The 17,612-nt window shown below is 72.2% G+C and carries 16 protein-coding genes; 8 read left to right on the plus strand and 8 right to left on the minus strand.

From position 1 onward, the window contains the following. The first annotated feature begins 145 nt into the window (after nt 1–145). Nucleotides 146–1,312 carry an acyl-CoA dehydrogenase family protein gene (locus RM704_RS26905; RefSeq protein WP_033525870.1) on the plus strand — a complete coding sequence of 389 codons (1,167 nt, stop codon included), beginning with the start codon at nt 146–148 and terminating at the stop codon, nt 1,310–1,312. 20 nt (nt 1,313–1,332) lie between these two features. Continuing rightward, a complete protein-coding gene (locus tag RM704_RS26910) occupies nt 1,333–2,382 on the plus strand; it encodes a Zn-dependent alcohol dehydrogenase (protein ID WP_033526036.1) in 1,050 nt (349 codons plus the stop codon). On the opposite strand, the gene RM704_RS26915 is transcribed toward RM704_RS26910, so the two are convergent. After that, nucleotides 2,372–3,493 carry a GlxA family transcriptional regulator gene (locus RM704_RS26915; RefSeq protein ID WP_078936998.1) on the minus strand — a complete coding sequence of 374 codons (1,122 nt, stop codon included), beginning with the start codon at nt 3,491–3,493 and terminating at the stop codon, nt 2,372–2,374. The two genes, RM704_RS26910 and RM704_RS26915, sit on opposite strands and share 11 nt — an antisense overlap. Before the next feature lie 71 nt (nt 3,494–3,564). Here RM704_RS26915 and RM704_RS26920 point away from each other — a divergent pair, with 71 nt between their 5' ends. Then, complete coding sequence (locus RM704_RS26920) at nt 3,565–4,920, plus strand: MFS transporter (RefSeq protein ID WP_033525869.1); 1,356 nt, start codon at nt 3,565–3,567, stop codon at nt 4,918–4,920. Between the two features lie 134 nt (nt 4,921–5,054). Here the strand turns inward: RM704_RS26920 and RM704_RS26925 are convergent, their stop codons facing one another. From RM704_RS26925 to RM704_RS26940, 4 genes are all read right to left on the minus strand, one after another. Then, nucleotides 5,055–5,759, minus strand: coding sequence for a flavin reductase family protein (locus RM704_RS26925; protein WP_311591324.1), 705 nt, complete (start codon nt 5,757–5,759; stop codon nt 5,055–5,057). A 98-nt stretch (nt 5,760–5,857) separates the two neighbouring features. Next, on the minus strand, nt 5,858–6,754 hold the full coding sequence (locus RM704_RS26930) for an enoyl-CoA hydratase/isomerase family protein (protein WP_052145895.1): 897 nt from the start codon (nt 6,752–6,754) through the stop codon (nt 5,858–5,860). Between the two features lie 73 nt (nt 6,755–6,827). After that, a complete protein-coding gene (locus tag RM704_RS26935) occupies nt 6,828–9,125 on the minus strand; it encodes an acetate--CoA ligase family protein (RefSeq protein WP_033525867.1) in 2,298 nt (765 codons plus the stop codon). A 247-nt stretch (nt 9,126–9,372) separates the two neighbouring features. Then, entirely contained in the window at nt 9,373–10,596 is a 1,224-nt protein-coding gene (locus RM704_RS26940) for a flavin-containing monooxygenase (RefSeq protein ID WP_033525866.1), read from the minus strand. Nucleotides 10,597–10,938: 342 nt separating this feature from the next. On the opposite strand from RM704_RS26940, the gene RM704_RS26945 reads away from it, so the two are divergent. From RM704_RS26945 to RM704_RS26965, 5 genes are all read left to right on the plus strand, one after another. Further along, nucleotides 10,939–12,459: an AAA family ATPase gene (locus RM704_RS26945; protein WP_078936997.1), complete on the plus strand. Its 1,521-nt coding sequence runs from the start codon at nt 10,939–10,941 to the stop codon at nt 12,457–12,459. A gap of 141 nt (nt 12,460–12,600) precedes the next feature. Then, nucleotides 12,601–13,050 carry a DoxX family membrane protein gene (locus tag RM704_RS26950; protein ID WP_033526032.1) on the plus strand — a complete coding sequence of 150 codons (450 nt, stop codon included), beginning with the start codon at nt 12,601–12,603 and terminating at the stop codon, nt 13,048–13,050. Nucleotides 13,051–13,070: 20 nt separating this feature from the next. Beyond that, nucleotides 13,071–13,499 (plus strand): Zn-ribbon domain-containing OB-fold protein, encoded by a 429-nt coding sequence (locus tag RM704_RS26955; protein WP_311591325.1) that lies wholly within the window; start codon nt 13,071–13,073, stop codon nt 13,497–13,499. A gap of 25 nt (nt 13,500–13,524) precedes the next feature. After that, nucleotides 13,525–14,151, plus strand: a complete 627-nt coding sequence (locus tag RM704_RS26960) for a GNAT family N-acetyltransferase (RefSeq protein ID WP_033526030.1) — start codon at nt 13,525–13,527, stop codon at nt 14,149–14,151. Then, nucleotides 14,148–14,942, plus strand: coding sequence for a class I SAM-dependent DNA methyltransferase (locus tag RM704_RS26965; protein WP_033525865.1), 795 nt, complete (start codon nt 14,148–14,150; stop codon nt 14,940–14,942). Before RM704_RS26960 ends, RM704_RS26965 begins: the two co-directional genes overlap by 4 nt. A gap of 163 nt (nt 14,943–15,105) precedes the next feature. Here RM704_RS26965 and RM704_RS26970 read toward each other — a convergent pair whose 3' ends face one another. The 3 genes from RM704_RS26970 to RM704_RS26980 all read right to left on the minus strand — a co-directional run bounded on the left by RM704_RS26970 (nt 15,106) and on the right by RM704_RS26980 (nt 17,545). Further along, nucleotides 15,106–15,834 (minus strand): pyridoxine/pyridoxamine 5'-phosphate oxidase, encoded by a 729-nt coding sequence (locus RM704_RS26970; RefSeq protein ID WP_033525864.1) that lies wholly within the window; start codon nt 15,832–15,834, stop codon nt 15,106–15,108. A gap of 13 nt (nt 15,835–15,847) precedes the next feature. Next, complete coding sequence (locus RM704_RS26975) at nt 15,848–16,273, minus strand: pyridoxamine 5'-phosphate oxidase family protein (RefSeq protein ID WP_033525863.1); 426 nt, start codon at nt 16,271–16,273, stop codon at nt 15,848–15,850. 84 nt (nt 16,274–16,357) lie between these two features. Beyond that, complete coding sequence (locus RM704_RS26980; protein ID WP_052145894.1) at nt 16,358–17,545, minus strand: thiolase C-terminal domain-containing protein; 1,188 nt, start codon at nt 17,543–17,545, stop codon at nt 16,358–16,360. Nucleotides 17,546–17,612: the final 67 nt, after the last annotated feature.

A 17,612-nucleotide genomic window follows, 5' to 3' on the forward strand; every position in this document is an offset into this window, starting at 1 on the left:
CTGAAAAGCAGGGGCTGCGCCCCCTGCTTTTCGGGCCCGCAAGGGCATGGGCTTTTAGGGGCGCGGGGAACTGCGCGAGAAGCCCCACCGGACCCGCACCCGACAACGCACCGATATCACCCGCGGCGGTCAACTTGGAGGTGGCATGGACTTCGGGTTCGGGGACGAGGACGAGGCGTTCCGGGAGGAGGCACGAGCCTGGCTGGGGGCGCACGCCGGGGTGCGGGAGGACCGGCGCGCCTGGGAGCGGACGCTCGGCGCCGCCGGGTGGATCGGGCTCGGCTGGAGCGAGGGTGGGTACGGCAACCGCACGGCCACGCTCGTCCAGCAGGTGGTGTGGGCCGAGGAGTACGCGCGGGCCGACGTACCCGCCCGCTCCGGACACATCGGGGAGAAGCTGCTCGCGCCGACGCTGATCGCGTTCGGGAGCGAGGAGCAGAAGCGGCGGTTCCTGCCGGCGATCGCGCGCGGCGACGAACTCTGGTGCCAGGGGTACAGCGAGCCCGGCGCCGGGTCCGACCTCGCCGGAGTGCGGACGAAGGCGGAACGGACCGGGGACGGGTCGTACCGGATCACCGGACAGAAGATCTGGACCTCGCTCGCCCACGAGGCCGACTGGTGCTTCGTACTGGCCCGTACCGAGGCGGGTTCCGAGCGCCACCACGGGCTGTCGTTGCTGCTCGTGCCCATGGACCAGCCGGGGCGGATCGAGGTGCGGCCCATCCGGCAGATGACCGGGACGAGCGAGTTCAACGAGGTGTTCTTCGACGGGGCGCACGCCCGCGCGGAGCATGTCGTCGGGAGTGAGGGGAACGGCTGGCGGGTGGCCATGGGGCTGCTCGGCTTCGAGCGCGGGGTGTCGACCCTCGCCCAACAGATCGGGTTCGAGAAGGAGTTGGCGGACGTCGTACGGGCCGCGGTGGACAGCGGGGCCGTGGACGACGCCGTCGTCCGTAATCATCTCGTACGCCAGTGGGCCGAGTTGAAGACCATGCGGTGGAACGCACTGCGCACGCTCGGCGGGGCGGAGGGCGGAGCGGAGAGCGGCGCGGAGCCGGGCGCGCCGAGTGTGGCCAAGTTGCTGTGGGGGCGGTGGCATCGGCGGCTCGGAGAGCTGGCGATGGAGGTGCGGGGCGCGAGGGCGGCCGTCGGACAGCGGGAGTGGTCGGCGGCCGAGCCGTACCAACTGGACCCGTTCCAGCAGCTCTTCCTGTTCAGCCGGGCCGACACCATCTACGGCGGTTCGGACGAGGTGCAGCGCACGATCATCGCCGAGCGGGTGCTCGGTCTGCCGAGGGAGCCGAGAGGCTGAGACGCTGAGGGGTGGAGGCCATGCGCGGAGTGGTGTTCGACGGGAAGCGCGCCGAGGTCGTCGACGACCTGGCCGTGCGCGATCCGGGGCCCGGCGAGGTGAGGGTGGCGATCGCGGCCGCGGGGCTCTGCCACAGCGATCTGTCGGTGGTGGACGGGACCATTCCGTTCCCCGTTCCCGTGGTGCTCGGGCATGAGGGAGCGGGGGTCGTCGCCGAGGTGGGGGCGGGGGTCCGCCATGTCCGGCCCGGGGACCATGTCGCCCTGTCCACCCTCGCCAACTGCGGGGCCTGCGCCGACTGCGACCGGGGACGGCCGACGATGTGCCGACGGGCGATCGGGCGGCCCACGCGGCCGTTCTCACGGGGTGGGCGGGAGGTGTTCCAGTTCGCCGCGAACTCCGCCTTCGCCGAGCAGACGGTGGTCAAGGCCGTGCAGGCCGTACGGATACCGGAGGACATCCCGCTGACCTCCGCCGCGCTGATCGGGTGCGGGGTGCTGACCGGGGTGGGCGCGGTGCTCAACCGGGCCCGTGTCGACCGGGGGGACGCCGTCGTCGTCATCGGAGCCGGGGGGATCGGGCTCAACGTGGTGCAGGGCGCGCGCATCGCGGGGGCCACGCGGATCGTCGCCGTGGACGCCAACCCGGACAAGGAGGCGGTGGCGCGGCTGTTCGGGGCCACGCACTTCCTGACGTCCGTGGCAGGCGTGCGGGACGTTCTCCCCACCGGAGCCGACCACGCGTTCGAGTGCGTCGGCCGCGTCGACCTCGTCCGCCAGGCCGTCGACCTGCTGGACCGGCACGGGCAGGCGGTTCTGCTCGGAGTGCCGGCCGCGACCGCCGAGGCCTCCTTCCTCGTCTCCTCCCTCTACCTGGACAAGTCGATCCTGGGCTGCCGCTACGGGTCGTCGCGACCGCAGCGGGACATCGCCCTCTACGCCGACCTGTACCGGGAGGGACGACTGCTCCTGGACGAGCTGGTCACGGCCACCTATCCCGTGGAGGACTTCGCGAAGGCGGCGGAGGACGCGGGGGAGGGGCGGGTGGCACGGGCGGTGCTCACGTTCTGAGCGGCCTCGGTGCCTCGGCGCCTCCGGTGGGGCCGGGGCCTTCGGTGGTCCCGGTCGCCCCGGTGGTCCCGGTGGTCCCGGTGGTCCCGGTGGTCCCGGTGGGCCCGGCTGCCCCGGCGGAGCGGAACGTCCGTCGGTACGCCGTCGGGGTCACCCCCAGCACCGCCTGGAGGTGCTGCCGCATGGACTGGGCCGTACCGAAGCCCGCGTCGTGGGCGACCTGGTCGATGGTGAGGTCGGTGGATTCGAGGAGGTGGCGGGCGCGTTCGACGCGTTGGCGGGTGAGCCACTGGCCCGGGCTGACGCCGACCTCCTCACGGAAGCGGCGGGTGAACGTGCGGACGGACATGGACTCCTGCGCGGCCATGTCCCGCAGCTGGATCGGTTCGTGGAGCCGCCCGAGGGCCCACGCCCGGGCGGCGGTCGTGGTCGCCGTCTTCGGCTCGGGCAGTGGCCGCTGGATGTACTGGGCCTGCCCGCCGTCCCGGTGCGGCGGCACGACCGTGCGCCGGGCCACGTCGTTGGCGACGCCGGTGCCGTGGTCGCGTCGTACGAGATGCAGGCACAGGTCGATCCCGGCCGCGACGCCCGCGGAGGTGAGGACGTCACCGTCGTCGACGAAGAGGACGTCCGCGTCGACCCGTACCTTCGGGAAGAGCCGCTGGAAGTGTTCGGCGTGGTGCCAGTGCGTGGTCGCCGGACGACCGTCGAGGAAACCGGCCGCGGCCAGGACGTAGCCGCCGGTGCAGATGGACACCAGCCGGGTGCCGGGGCGGATGTGGGCGACGGCGGTGGCCAGTTCGGGGGTGAGGAGGCCCTCCTCGTGGACCGGGCCCAGCTCGAACGAGGCGGGCACGACGACCGTGTCGGCGGTGGCGAGGGCCTCCGGGCCGTTCGGGACGAGGATCGCGAAGTCGGCGTCCGTCTTTACCGGGCCGGGCGGCCGGATCGAGCAGGTGACGATGTCGTAGAGCGGTCGTCCCGCGGCGTCCCGTGCCTTGCCGAAGATGCGCTGCGGGATGCCGAGTTCGAAGGGGAGCAGGCCGTCGAGGGCGAGCACCACGACGCGGTGTCGGGCGGCGGGCCGCTCGGCCGGCGGGACGGCGGTCATGGCCCGATCCTAGCGAACACTGTCCCTTCGGCCACTCGTCCGGGATGACCGCAGGTCGGAAGCTTGACGGCATGACCCAGACAGCCGATGACGCCACCGCCGACTCCCGCCCCTCCGACGCCCGTATCGGTGGCGGTGGCGGTGCCGGCGGTGGCAATGGCGGTGTCGGCCGGGTGCGTATGCACCGCGCGTGGTTCGTCGCCGCCGTCACCTTCGTGACGATCATCGGCGCGGCGGCCTTCCGTTCGCTGCCGGGGCTGCTGATCGATCCGCTGCACCAGGAGTTCGACTGGTCGCGCGGCACCATCGCGTCGGCGGTCTCGATCAATCTGGCGCTGTACGGTCTGACGGCCCCCTTCGCCGCCGCGCTGATGGACCGCTTCGGCATCCGCCGGGTCGTCGCGGTGGCGTTGACGGTGATCGCGGTCGGCGCGGGTGCGACGGTGTGGATGACCTCGGCCTGGCAGTTGATGCTCTGCTGGGGGCTGCTGGTGGGGCTGGGGTCCGGTTCGATGGCGCTGGCGTTCGCGGCGACCGTCACCGACCGCTGGTTCACCGAACGGCGGGGTCTGGTCTCGGGCATCCTGACCGCGGCCTCGGCGTCCGGGCAGCTGATCTTCCTGCCGCTGCTGTCGTGGATCGTCTCCGAGCGAGGCTGGCGGCCCGCCTCCGTCACCGTGGCGCTCGCCGCGCTGGCCGTCGTGCCGTTCGTCTGGCTGCTGCTGCGGGACCACCCGGCGGACGTGGGACTGAAGCCGTACGGGGCGAAGGAGTTCGTGCCCAAGCCGGGGCCGGTGCAGGGGGCGGCGCGGCGGGCGGTGAGGGTGCTGTTCTCGGCGGTGCGGACGGGGCCGTTCTGGCTGCTGGCCGGGACGTTCGCGATCTGCGGCGCCTCCACCAACGGCCTCATCCAGACCCACTTCGTTCCGGCCGCCCACGACCACGGCATGCCGATCACGGCGGCGGCCTCGCTGCTGGCGGTCATCGGGGTCTTCGACGTCCTCGGCACGATCGCCTCGGGCTGGTTCACGGACCGCTTCGACTCACGGCGGCTGCTGGCGGTGTACTACGCGTTCCGGGGCGTCTCGCTCCTCTTCCTCCCGATCCTGCTGGCGCCGACGGTCCATCTCCCGATGATCTTCTTCATCGTCTTCTACGGCCTCGACTGGGTCGCCACCGTCCCGCCCACCATGGCGCTGTGCCGCGAGCACTACGGGCAGGACAGTGCCATCGTCTTCGGCTGGGTCCTCGCCTCCCACCAGGTCGGAGCCGCCCTCGTCGCCTTCCTCGGCGGCCTCGCCCGCGACGCGTTCGGCCGCTACGACGTCGTCTGGTACGCCTCGGGCGCGCTGTGCGCGGCGGCGGCACTGATGGCGCTGGTGATACGGCGGGGGCCGGTGGGGAAGGTGGGGGCGACGGTGGCCTGAGTTGCCGGGGCGGGCAGGGGGACGCCTCAGCCCGCGCGGTCGCGTGGCTCGAAGGCGACGTGGAGGCGCATGCCGAGGGCGACGGCGAACCGTTCGAGGAGGGGGAGGGCGGGCATGGTCCCGCCCGCCTGTCCTCAGCTCCTGAGTTCCCCGAAGCGGCCCCGGTGGAACAGCAGGGGTGGTGGCGCCTCCGCGTCGGCGCCCAGCGCCTCCACCCGGCCCACCACGATCAGGTGGTCGCCGCCGGGGTGGACGGCGTGGATCGTGCAGTCGATCCAGGCGGGGGCGCCGGTGAGGCGGGGGGAGCCCGTGGCGGGGGCCGGGGTGTGGGCGACGCCGGCGAACTTGTCCGTGCCGCTCACCGCGAAGCGTCGGCACAACTCGCCCTGATCCGCGCCGAGTACGTTCACGCAGAAGACGCCCGCGCGGGCGATCCGGGGCCAGGTCGTCGACGTACGGCCGACCATGAAGACGACGAGCGGCGGGTCGAGGGACAGGGCCGAGAAGGACTGGCAGGCGAAGCCGGCCGGGGCGGGGGCGGGAGCGGGAGCCGGGGCCGGTGTCACCAGGGCTCCCGAGGCCGACGGGGTTTCCGGGGCTCCCGGGGCTCCCGGGGCCGTGATCACCGTGACCCCCGTCGCGAAGTTCCCGAGGACGCGCCGGAACTCGGCCTGGCCGACCGGTGGCCGCTCGTGCTCGCCGACACAGCGCAGCTCGGGGCGGGGCAGGGCCTCGACGACCGGCCGGGCGGCGCTCTTCTCCCGCTTCTCCCGGCTCCTGTTCGCCGGGTCCGCTCTCAGGTAGCGGACGGCGGCGGCTGCCATTCCCGCGTGTCCCATCACGTCGACCATTGAAACTGACGGTCCGTCAGAAGTGAAGGCTCGTCATGCCTTCATGTTCTCCGCCAGGTTGCCTCGTCATGGTTCTTCGGTGGGCGTCAGCGGCCCTCGTAGTGAGGGTCGCGGCGCTCCACGAAGCTCGTCACGCCCTCCTGGGCGTCCGCCGTCGTCATGTTGATCTCCTGGGCGGTGGCCTCGGCGCTGAAGGCGGTGGCGCGGTCGGTGTCGAGGGACGTGTTGACCAGGTGCTTGGTCAGTGCGATGGCGCGGGTGGGGCCGGCGGCGAGGCGTTCGGCCCACTCGCGGGCCGTCTTCTCCAGGTCCGCGGCGGGGACGACCCGGTTGACGAGGCCGAGACGATGCGCGTCGGCGGCGGGCAGGGCGTCACCGAAGAACATCAGCTCCTTCGCCCGCTGGGGGCCGACGAGGCGGGGGAGGAGGTACGCCCCGCCGCCGTCGGGGACGAGGCCGCGTCGTACGAACACCTCGATGAAGCGGGCGCCTTCGGCCGCGAGGACGAGGTCGCAGGCGAGGGCGAGGTGCGCGCCGAGGCCGGCGGCCGTGCCGTTCACCGCCGCGATCACCGGCTTCTCGCAGTCCAGTACGGCCGCGATGAGGCGCTGGGCGCCGAGGCGGATCACGCGCGCCACGTCACCGGCCACCCGCGTCCCGTCTCCTCCCGAGGGTCCGGCTCCCGGGGGCCCGACCCTCGACGTGGAGCCGCCTCCCGGCGAGGACCCGCCGCCGGTCGCCGTCCCCCTTAGGTCCGCGCCCGCGCAGAATCCGCGACCGGTGCCCGTGATCACCACCGCGCGCACGGCGGGGTCCGCGGAGGCCTCAAAGAGGAGTTGGATGAGGCGTTCTCGCTGGTCAGGAGCTATGGCGTTCATCGCCTCGGGGCGGTTGAGGGTGATCCACGAGACGGCGTTGTCAGTGGCGTGCAGTATCAATGAGTCACGGGATTTTTCGGGATGTTCAAGGGGGGAAGCGGACATGTGGGTGCTCCGATTCTTACGGGGAGTGAGGGTGCTCTGGGGTGTGCGGGGCGCCTTCCGGGTGCGTCGGCGCTCAGCGGCACACCGCCAGCGCGTCCAGGGCCACCGCCCCCTGCCCCCTCGGCAGCACCATCAGCGGGTTGATGTCCAGCTCCGCTATCTGGTCCCCGAGTTCGAGCGCCATGCGCTGCACGCGGAGCACGACCTCCACGAGGGCGTCCACGTCGGCCGGTGGAGCCCCGCGCACCCCGTCCAGCAGGGCCCGCCCGCGCAGCTCGGTGAGCATGGCGTGGGCCTGGTCCTCGCCGAAGGGCGGCACCCGCACGGCGGAATCGCGGAGCACCTCCACGAGGACGCCGCCGAGGCCCACCGTGACCGTGGGCCCGAAGAGGTCGTCGTGGGTCACGCCCACGACCATCTCCACTCCCCGTTCGACCATCTGGCACACCAGCACCCCGTCGAGGGAGACGTCCTCGTAGCGGGCGATGTCGGTGAGTTCGCGATAGGCGTCACGGATCTGGCTCGCGGAGGTCAGGCCGATCTTCACCAGGCCGAGCTCCGTCTTGTGGGCGATGCTCGCGCCGGACGCCTTCATCACCACCGGGTAGCCGACGAGACTCGCCGCGCGTACGGCCGCCGCCGCACTGGTCACCAACTGCTCGCGCGGCACGCGGATGCCGTACGCGCGCAGCAACTGCTTGGCCGCGTGCTCGCTCAGCTGCTGCCCCGGCCGCATCAGTGCCTGCGCCTTGCGGAAGGAGGGCGAGGTGGTGCGGGGCGCCTCGTCGAAGGGGGAGCGGTAGGCGGCGGTGAAGCGGGAGTGGTCGAGGTGGGCGCGGACGGCCGTGATGCAGTTGGCGAAGGTACGGAAGGTCGCCACCCGGGAGGACCCGAGCAGCGTCTCGCGGTAGGCGGCCTCGGTGCCCACCGGGGACCCCCACACCACGCACACCAGCTTGTCCGTCCGCTCCGCCGCGGCCACCAGGTCCTGGGCGAGCTTGTCGCTCATGGGAGGGAAGGGGCCGGTGATGGGGCAGATCAGCACCCCGACGGCAGGGTCGTCGAGGATCGCGTCGAGGATGCGGGGGCCGCGCCAGTCGCCCACGGGATGGCCGCCGTTGTCGACGGGGTTGGCCACGCTCAGATAGTCGGGGATCCACTGGTGCAGCTCGGCCTGCTTGGCCTCGGAGAGCGTGGGGAGGGGCAGCCCGGCCTCGGTGGCCAGGTCGGCGAAGTGCGCGCCCGTGCCGCCCGAGATCGAATAGACGACGACGCCTTCGGGCCTCGGCACGGCCGGCCTCGGCGCGGCTGGAGTGGGTGCGGCCGGCCCCGGAGCCGATGATCCTTGGCTGGGCGCGCGCCGGGCCCGTGCCAACAGGGTGGCTGTGTCCTGGAGTTCGTCGAGCCCGTCGACGCGGATCACTCCGTACTGCCGCATCGCCGCGTCGACCACCGCGTCCGCGCCGGTGAGCTTGCCGGTGTGGGAGGCGGCGGTGCGGGCGCCGGTCTCGGTGCGGCCGACCTTGACGGCGACGACGGGGACACCGCGCCGGGCGGCCCGGTCGGCGGCGAGGAGGAAGGCGCGGCCGTCCTTGAGGCCCTCGACGTAGGCGGCGATGGCGCCGACCTCGGGGCGTTCGGCGAAGTAGGAGATGAAGTCGGCGGTCTCCAGGTCGGCCTCGTTGCCGGTGGGGGCCCAGTGGGAGAGGCGGATACCGAGTTCCTGGAGCGAGAAGACGGGGCGGCCCTGGTGGCCGGACTGGGTGATCAGCGCGATCGCCGGGCCGTCGAGGTCGTCGCGGAAGCGCTCGAAGGCGTTGAGGTTGGTGTTGGGGCCGAGCAGCCGCAGACCGTCGGCTCGGGCCACGGCGGCGGCCAGCCGTTCCTGGGCGGCGGCACCCTGCGCGCCGGTCTCGGCGAAACCGGAGGCGAAGGCGACGGCGAACTTCACCTTGGCCTCGGCCAGTTCGCCGATCAGGGGGAGGGGGTCGGAGACGAGCAGCGCGGCGAGATCGACCTGTTCGGGCAGGGCGGCGACGGAAGGCGCGCAGGGGATGCCGAAGACCGACTCGCGGGTGGGGTGCACGGGGTGGAACCGGGCGCCGACGCGTTCGGACCAGGCGAGCAACTGCCGGGTGATCCCGCTGTTCGGCCGGCCCTCCGTGTCCGAGGCGCCGATGACGGCGACGGACTCCGGGCGGAAGAAACGGTCCAGGTCGGGGACGTCGGCGTGCAGCGGGCGTCCGCTGACGTCCAGGTCTCCGGCCTCGGCGGGCCTGCCGTGCACGGCCTGTGCGGGGTGTTCGCCGCATGCGATGGCCCGGGCCCGGCGGGAGTCGGTGGTGAGGGTGCCGTGGGTTGATCCAAGCATCGGTCCGCCCGCTCCTGTGTGACAGCCAATTCAGTGACGTGGCGACGTACACGTTTCTGACGACACGTCAGATTTCAGACTACTGAACTGACGCTGTGTCAGGAATGGGTGTGCGAGCAAAGTTACGCGGCAGTAAGGAGGTTGTACCCACGCGGGGCGGCGGTCAGACCTGTGGCCGGATTCGCCACGGGTGACGATCCGGTCGGTGCGATGGACGGCCGTCGTCACGCCGACGGCCGTCGGTCGGTCAGCGCTCGGTGCGGATGCGTACGGTGATCGCGTCGCGGGTGGCGACCCCGCCGGTCTTCGCGACCGCCTTGGCGATCTTCCCGGCGTCGAGGGCGAGTTCGCGGAACATGCCGCTGATGGGGTTGGTGAAGCCGGTGAAGTACAGGCCGGGGGCGTTGACGGGGGTGTGGGCGCCGTGCGCGACGGGCTTGCCGCGTTCGTCGAGCACGTCGAGGTGTCCGACGAGTCCCTCCAGGGCGCGCCGGTAGCCGGTGGCGGCAATCATGGCGTCGACCGCGATGCGGGTGCCGTCGCCGAGGACGACCTTGCCGTCCTCGAACCCCTCGACCGGGCCGACGATCTCGACCTTCCCCTTGCGCACGGCGTCGATGAGGCCGACGTCCTGCACGGGGATGGAGCCCTCGCGCACGCGGGAGTAGAGGCCGGTGTCGGGCCGGGCCAGGCCGTGCGCCGACAGGTCCGGCACGCTGAGCTTGGCCACCGGCTTGGCGAGCCGGTCCACGAGGGCGACCGGCAGCCGCCGTACGAGGACGGCCGTGTACTGGGCCGCCCACCCGGCGGTCGTCCGGCGCACGATGTGCGGGGCCGTCCGCACCGCGAGCCGTACGCGCGCCGCCCCGCCCTCGACGAGGTCGACGGCGATCTCGGCGCCGGTGTTGCCGATGCCGACGACGAGGACGTCCCGGCCGGCGTAGGGCTTCGGGTTGCGGTACTCGGCGGCGTGCACCAGCTCGCCCTCGTACGAGTCCCGGCCGGGCCAGTCGGGGATGCGGGGCGTGTGGTTGTAACCGGTGGCGACGACGACCGCGCCGCCGGTCAGCTCGCGGCCGCCGGTGGCGTGCAGCAGCCAGCCGGTGCCGTCCGGGGTGCGCTCGACCCGGGACACCTCGACGCCCGTCACGATCTCCAGCTGGTGCACCTCGGCGTACTTCTCCAGGTACCGCACCACGTTGTCCCGCGACACCCATCGGCCGAAGCGGCGTGGCATGGGGAGGCCGGGGAGCCCCGACAGCCGGCGGGTCGTGTGCAGGTGCAGCCGGTCGTAGTGCCGCCGCCAGGACGCGCCGACCGCGTCCGACTTCTCCAGCACCACCGCCCGCACCCCCTGGACCCGCAACGCGTGCGCGACGGCCAGCCCGCCGGGTCCGCCGCCGATCACGTAGACGGGGCGGTCGGAGGGGGCAGGGGTCGCGGGTCCCGCGGATGCACTGGAGTCGGCCATGTGCCTGAGCGTATTCACGCCCTCACTTGTTGGGTCTCGGTCAAGACCGGAATTGGTTGCGGATTGATCACGGGTGTAGGAGGGGTGGGTGGGATCGGTGACGTAGGTGGGTCGGAGTGTGGGGAGGCGGTGGCCGTACGCGGTGCAGGCAGGGAGGGGCAGGCCGAGGCCCCTCCCTGCCTGCACCCCCTTGCGCGGCCGCCGAGCAGTACTCGGTCCGCTCGAGGGCGCCACTCTCGGGCTCGCGGCCAGAAGGCCCTGACGATCCGAGCTCGTAGGGGAGTGGAGTTATTAGGAGTACACTCCTTAGGAGTGTACTCCTAAGGAGTGAGGGCCCTCGTGATGCGTCAGTCGGGGTTGGTCAAACCTCCGCATGTGTTCGACCGTGTGTCCGAGTGGGAGGCGCTCGTCGCCTTCGTGGAACGACCCCTGCCGCAAGCCATGCTCGGGGTCGTCAGCGGTCGCCGCCGGATGGGGAAGACGTATCTGCTGAGGGCCTTGGTCGAGCAGTACGGGGGCTTCTACTTCGGTGCCACGGCGGGCACCGCCACGGAGTCGCTTCGGCAGTTCGGTGCCGCCCTGGCCGAGCATGTGGGCTCTCCGGCGCCTCTGTCCTTCACGACGTGGGACGACGCCATCTCCTCCCTCTTCGACCTCGCTTCTCCGGGCGGGAGGGTGGCGGGCGGGAAGGTGTCGCGTCTCGTCGTCATCGACGAGTTTCCCTATCTGGTCAAGGTGGCTCCCGAACTCCCCTCCCTCATCCAGCGTGAGATCGATCGCCATCAGACACGGGAGAGCCGCATGCGGATGCTCCTGTGCGGTTCGGCGATGTCGGTCATGGGCGGGCTGCTGGCGAGCACGGCCCCCCTGCGGGGCCGGGCCCAGCTCGAACTCGTCGTACGGCCTTTCGGTTACCGCGCCGCCGCGGAGTTCTGGGGCGTTGCCGACGAGCCCGCCCTCGCGGCCCGACTGCACGCCGTCCTCGGGGGCACGCCCGCGTACCGTCGCCAGTTCCTGGCGGACGACGTACCCGAGAACCTGCGGGCGTTCGACGACTGGATCTGCCGTACGGTCCTGTCGCCGTTCAGTCCGCTCTTCCGGGAGGCGCGTTACCTGCTTGCCGAGGAGGCCGACATCCGGGACACGGCCCTGTACCACTCGGTCCTGGCGGCCGTGGCGCAGGGCAACACGACGCGCGGCGGCATCGCCGGTTACATCGGCCGGAAGGCCGTCGACATCTCGCACCCGCTCAACGTCCTCGAAGACAGTCACCTCCTGGTTCGGGAGTCCGATGTCTTCCGGGCGGGCAAGTCGCAGTACCGCGTCGCCGAACCGCTGATCAACTTCTACGAGGCGGTCATGCGTCCCGCCTGGGCCCGGCTGGAGAGCGGCCAGGCCACGGAGGTGTGGGGGCAGGCGACCGAGCGGTTCGCGGCGCAGGTGGCCGGACCGCATTTCGAGGCCGTCTGCCGTGACTATGTGATCGGACCGGGCCGGTCGTTGCTCAGTACGTCGCTGGGGGAGGTCGGCAGCGGCATCGTGACCGACTCGGCGGAACGCCGGCAGCTCCAGGTGGATGTGGCTGTCGTCGAGCCGGGTTCCGGGGGGCAACGGCCCTCGGTCGCCCTCCTGGGAGAAGCGAAGTGGGGCACCGTCATGGGGAGCGGCCACCTGGAGCGGCTGAACCGGGCCCGCGAGCTGCTGGCGGGCCGAGGGTTCGACACGGCCCACTGCGGGCTGGCGTTCTTCAGCGCCGCGGGATTCAGCGACTCGCTGCGCGCCGCGGCGGAGCGGGGCGGCGTACTGCTGGTCGGCCTTGACGAGTTGTACGGGCGTGCCATGCCGATCGGGTTCGTGCCCTAGGCGGGACACGGGACGGACGGGATCTCGCGGCACGCCCGCCCCGGGTTCCGTCGGCCGGTCCGCGTCTCTTGCGCATCCACCCCCCGTCCGCTGAACTGACATACCGTCAGAAACCCGCGTGGGTGCGGAAGGGCGATGTCCATGGAGACGATCTGGCTCAGCGGTGCCGAATGGGTGGCCGTGCTTCGTATCGGGCTCGGGCTGTGGTGGCTGGAGAGTTGGCGGCACAAGGACAAGAGGGCCTGGTTCGCGGAGGGGACCGGGATCGCCTGGGCCGCGGGGGTGGCGGAGAAGCATCGGTGGGGGGCGGTGCGTGGTGGGTTCGATGTCGTGGTCAGGCCTCGGCCGAAGGCCATGGCCTACGTCGTCGTCTACGCCGAACTCGCCCTCGGGCTCGGGCTGGTCCTCGGGTTCCTCACACCGGTCGCGCTCGTCGGAGGTCTGGTGCTCAACCTCCTGTATCTCGTGCTGATGATCCACGACTGGGCCGAGCAGGGGCAGAACTCGATGATGGCGCTCATCTCGGTGGTGGCGCTGTTCGGGATGTCCTGGCAGACGTGGTCCGTCGACAGCGCGTTGGGCTTGTTCTGACGGGTGAAGGGAGCCCGGTGGTGAAGGGTGGCGAGGGCGTGCGGTTCGATCTGCCGGAGGCCGACGGCCTCAGTCGTACGTACTGGGACGCCGCCGCGGAAGGGCTGCTGCTGCTGCGGCGGTGCGGAGCGGCGGGCTGTGGGCGCGCCCATCACTATCCGCGCGAGTTCTGCCCCTACTGCTGGAGCGAGGACGTGCGATGGGAGGAGGCCTCCGGCCGCGCCGTGCTCTACACCTGGTCCGTCGTCCACCGCAACGACCTGCCGCCCTTCGGGGAGCGCACGCCGTACGTGCCCGCCGTCGTCGACCTCGCCGAGGGGCCCCGGATGATGACCGAGCTCGTGGAGTGGGAGGACGGGGGCGGGGAACTGCGGGCGGGGACGGGGCTCGACGTCGCCTTCCGGGAGAGCGGGGGCTTCGTGGTGCCCGTATTTCGCGTGCGGGTGTGAGGGGCCGCGCGTTTCAATGGGGGGCGTGAGCCGTACCGATGAGCGAGCCCTCAGCCCGTTGCCCGATCCTGCCTGCCCACCCTCGGCCGAGCCGCACGGTCACGGGCTGCGCCTGTGCGCCTGGGACGCCGAGTCCGACGCCGATGTCGAGGCGTGGTTGCGGGGCCGCACCGATCCCGACTTCCAGCGGTGGAACACGCCGCTGGTGTGGGACGCGAGCTTCGAGGGCGCCCGGGAGTCGCTGCGGCGGCGGGCCGAGTCCGACGCGGAGGGCACCACCGTGGCCTTCCGGATCACGGACGCTCAGAGCGGCGCGACCCTCGGGCAGGTCGGGCTGAGCGGGATCGACGCGCATATGCGCAGGGCCGTCGTCGGCTACTGGGTGCTGCCCGAGGCCCGTGGCCGCCGGGTCGCCACCCGGGCCCTCGACCTCGCCGCCCGCTGGACCTTCACCGAACTCGGCATCCACCGGCTCGAACTCGACCACGTCGTCGGCCACGCCGCGTCCTGCCGCATCGCCGAACGGTGCGGGTTCGCCTTGGAGGGGCTCATGCGCGGGGCGGCCTTCGAGGAGGGGCGCCAGGACGCGTTCCGGGACGCCCACCTGCACGCACGACTGGCCACGGATCCGGCCCCGGAGGGGATGCGATGAGCGCGGAGAGCCGAGAAGAGTACGAGACCGTCGACGACCCCGACGGGTACTTCGGGGAAGCCGTCGCCGCCCACTACGACGGCCCCTCGGACGACCCCTTCGACGAGGTGTTCGGCCCGGAGGCCGTGGACCCCGTGGTGGACCTGATCGCCGGTCTCGCGGGCGGGCCGGGAGGGGACGCGCGGGCGCTGGAGTTCGGCGTCGGCACCGGGCGGATCGCGCTGCCGCTCGCCCGGCGGGGCGTGCCGGTGCACGGGATCGACCTGTCGCGGGCCATGGTGCGGCGGCTGCGGGCCAAGCCGGGCGGCGCCGACATCGGTGTCACCATCGGCGACTTCGCCACGGCACGGGTCGACGGGCCCGCTTTCACCGTCGCGTACCTGGTCTTCAACACGATCGGCAATCTGACCACGCAGGACGCCCAGGTGGAGTGCTTCCGCAACGCCGCCGCCCATCTCGTGCGGGGCGGCCGCTTCGTCATCGAGGTCGGCGTGCCGGACCTGCGCAGACTGCCGCCGGGGCAGAACGCGGTGCCGTTCCGGGTCGGCCCGACGCGGCTCGGGTTCGACACGTACGACGTGGCGACGCAGGGGATGCGGTCGCACCACGTGACGGTCGTCGACGGACGGACGGAGTACCGGTCGATCCCGTTCCGGTACGTCTGGCCGGCCGAGCTGGATCTGATGGCCCGACTGGCCGGGATGCGGTTGCGGAACCGGTGGGCGGGGTGGAAGGGGGAGCCGTTCACGAACGACAGCACCAAGCACGTCTCCGTGTGGGAGAAGGTCTGAGGGCGGTCCGCGCCGCGCCCGAGGCGGGCGGGCCGGGCACAGACCGCCCACGGCCGCACCTCAGAAGCCCTTCAGCTCCGCCCCCGACCTCGGGCGCATGACTGAGGACACCCACGCCCACACCCGCACCTCCAACGACGCTCACCGCCACGGTCGGCGCGCGTCAGGGCCACAGCAGCTCCGTGGCCCAACCGCCGCCGTCCCGGCGGTAGTCGAGCCGTACGTGCCGGCGCCGCGCGTCCCCCTGGAAGAACTCCACCTCGTCCGGCTCCACGACGTACGCCGTCCAGGAGGGCACGGGTACGTCCGGTTCCCGCTCGGCCCGTGCCCAGGCGGCCTCCGACGCGCGCTCCAACTCCTCGTACGAGGAGAGGACTTCGCTCTGGTGACCCACGAGGGCGGCGGCCAGCGCACCCGTCGATCGGGTGTGCAGGTCGGCGTGGGCGACCTCGGCGGGCTCGACCGTGACAGGGCCCCGCACCCGTACCTGGCGGCCGAGGCGGGGCCAGTAGAAGCCGAGGGACGCGTAGGGCCGGTGCGCGAGCTGCCTGCCCTTGCGGCTTCCGGCGTGGGAGGCGAAGTGCCAGCCCCGCGCGTCCACGTCGTGCAGCATCACCGTACGGACGTCCGGCCGGCCCTCCGCGTCCGCCGTGGCCAGCGACATCGTGTGCGGCTCCACCTCCCCGGCCGCCACCACCTCCCCGAACCAGGTGGCGAAGAGCGACACCGGCTCGGCGGGCGCCGTGGCCGGGTCGAACAGGGGCAGGGCGCTGACCTGGGGATCCCAGACGCGCAGCCCGCGCAGGGCCTGCACGAACTCGGACGGCCGGACAGGAGCGGGGTCGGGTGCGGCCTGGGCCTGGGCCTCGGGCCGGGAAGGGGGCTCGATCATGGGTGGGACGGTCTCACACCGTGCCCAGATCGGACGAGACCCACCGCTCGGGGCGCATACGGATGACGACCTGGTCGCCGTGGTTCGCGGAGGCGAAGTCCACGTAGCCGTCGACCTTCTCGGGCGCGAGGTAGCGCGCGGAGATCTCCCGGAGCTGGTCGAGGGTGGCGGGAGTCGTATCGGTGACGGGGCCCTCGACGGAGACGTAGCGGATGGTGGGTTCCAGGCGGTCGATCATCAGGGTGAAGCGCCCGGCGGCCTGGATCAGCCGGTTCTTGCGGGAGTCCCGGCCGGTCATGACCCAGATGTCGCCGCCGGGCTCGTACTGGTACCAGATCGGTACCGTCAGCGGGGCCCGGCCCTCCTCCGCGTCCACCGCCAACGCGGCCACATGAGCCTCGGCCAGAAACTCCTCGCGCTCCTTGCGGGACAGTGCCATGTCACTTCCTCCGGGATGCTTCGGGGGCGCCTTCGCCTGCCGAGTCGCTTCAGCGCCCCGGCTCCGCCCGCTATTCCGGCCCGCTCACCCCCGCCCCAGCACCACCGTCCCCGACGAGCAGAACCAGCCACCTGTGCCCGAGGCGACCGCCAGGCGGGGGAGGTCGCCGGTGGGGGTGCGGATCTGGCGGGCGTCCGCCTCGCCGCGCAGCTGGCGTACGGCCTCGACGAGGAGGAAGAGGCCGCGCATCCCGGGGTGCTGGGCGGAGAGGCCGCCGCCGTCGGTGTTGACGGGGAGGTCGCCGGTCAGGGTCAGGCGGTCCTTCTCCACGAAGGCCCCGCCCTCGCCCTTGGCGCAGAACCCGAGGTCCTCCAGGGTCACGAGGGTCATGTACGTGAAGGCGTCGTAGATCTCGGCGAAGTCGATCTCGGCGGGGCGCACTCCGGCGCGTTCGAAGGCCAGGCGCCCGCTGACCGCCGCCGGGGAGACGGTGAAGTCCTCCCACTCGGACATGGTCGTGTGGGAGGTGTGCTCGCCGGTGCCGAGGATCCAGACGGGCGTCGTCGGCCGGCAGTCCCGTACGTACTCCTCGGCCGCCAGCACGACCGCCGCGCCGCCGTCGGAACGGATGCAGCAGTGCAGCTTGGTGAAGGGGTCGGCGATCGGCGCGGACGACAGTACGTCGTCGACGGTGATCGGGGTGCGGAACATCGCCTCGGGGTTCGCCGCCGCGTTCGTCCGGGCCTGCACGGCCACCGAGGCCAGTTGTTCCAGGGTGGTGCCGTACTCGTGCATGTGGCGGCGCGCGGCCATGGCGTACTTGGCGATCAGGGTGTGCCCGTAGGGGACCTCGTACTGGAGCGGGCCGCGCGCCCCGAAGGAGAGGTTGCCGGTGCGGCGCCCCGCCTTGATGTCCGCGCGGGCCGTGGAGCCGTAGACGAGGAGCACGACGTTCGCGTGCCCGGCGGCGATGGCGTCCGCCGCGTGCGCCGCCATGACCTCCCAGGTGGACCCCCCGACGGACGTGGAATCCACCCAGGTGGGCCGCAGGCCCAGGTACTCCGCCACCTCCACCGGCGCCAGCGTCCCCAGTCCGGCCGACGCGAGGCCGTCGACGGCCGTGCGGTCCAGTCCCGCGTCGGCGAGGGCGCGGCGGGCGGCCTGGGCATGGAGCGCGTACGGGGTCGCGTCGTCCACCCGGCCGCAGTCGGACAGGGCTACGCCGACGACCGCGACCTTTCGTCCCTGTGGGGCAGGCACAGCAGGGGTCATGAATCTGACGGTACATCAGATTCGGGCTGCGCAAACCCGTGCGGCGGGCCTGTGCTTCGGTCGGCAT

The organism is Streptomyces gottesmaniae (assembly GCF_031845845.1).
GTDB classification, from domain to species: Bacteria; Actinomycetota; Actinomycetes; order Streptomycetales; family Streptomycetaceae; genus Streptomyces; species Streptomyces akebiae.

Bases quoted from the DNA above. Each gene is read 5' to 3' on its own strand.
- RM704_RS26965 (WP_033525865.1), top strand. From the start codon at position 14,148: ATGAGCGCGGAGAGCCGAGAAGAGTACGAGACCGTCGACGACCCCGAC.
- RM704_RS26940 (WP_033525866.1), bottom strand. From the start codon at position 10,596: ATGGCCGACTCCAGTGCATCCGCGGGACCCGCGACCCCTGCCCCCTCC.
- RM704_RS26980 (WP_052145894.1), bottom strand. From the start codon at position 17,545: ATGACCCCTGCTGTGCCTGCCCCACAGGGACGAAAGGTCGCGGTCGTC.
- RM704_RS26905 (WP_033525870.1), top strand. From the start codon at position 146: ATGGACTTCGGGTTCGGGGACGAGGACGAGGCGTTCCGGGAGGAGGCA.
- RM704_RS26945 (WP_078936997.1), top strand. From the start codon at position 10,939: ATGCGTCAGTCGGGGTTGGTCAAACCTCCGCATGTGTTCGACCGTGTG.
- RM704_RS26920 (WP_033525869.1), top strand. From the start codon at position 3,565: ATGACCCAGACAGCCGATGACGCCACCGCCGACTCCCGCCCCTCCGAC.
- RM704_RS26950 (WP_033526032.1), top strand. From the start codon at position 12,601: ATGGAGACGATCTGGCTCAGCGGTGCCGAATGGGTGGCCGTGCTTCGT.
- RM704_RS26910 (WP_033526036.1), top strand. From the start codon at position 1,333: ATGCGCGGAGTGGTGTTCGACGGGAAGCGCGCCGAGGTCGTCGACGAC.
- RM704_RS26925 (WP_311591324.1), bottom strand. From the start codon at position 5,759: ATGGGACACGCGGGAATGGCAGCCGCCGCCGTCCGCTACCTGAGAGCG.
- RM704_RS26930 (WP_052145895.1), bottom strand. From the start codon at position 6,754: ATGTCCGCTTCCCCCCTTGAACATCCCGAAAAATCCCGTGACTCATTG.
- RM704_RS26975 (WP_033525863.1), bottom strand. From the start codon at position 16,273: ATGGCACTGTCCCGCAAGGAGCGCGAGGAGTTTCTGGCCGAGGCTCAT.
- RM704_RS26970 (WP_033525864.1), bottom strand. From the start codon at position 15,834: ATGATCGAGCCCCCTTCCCGGCCCGAGGCCCAGGCCCAGGCCGCACCC.
- RM704_RS26915 (WP_078936998.1), bottom strand. From the start codon at position 3,493: ATGACCGCCGTCCCGCCGGCCGAGCGGCCCGCCGCCCGACACCGCGTC.
- RM704_RS26935 (WP_033525867.1), bottom strand. From the start codon at position 9,125: ATGCTTGGATCAACCCACGGCACCCTCACCACCGACTCCCGCCGGGCC.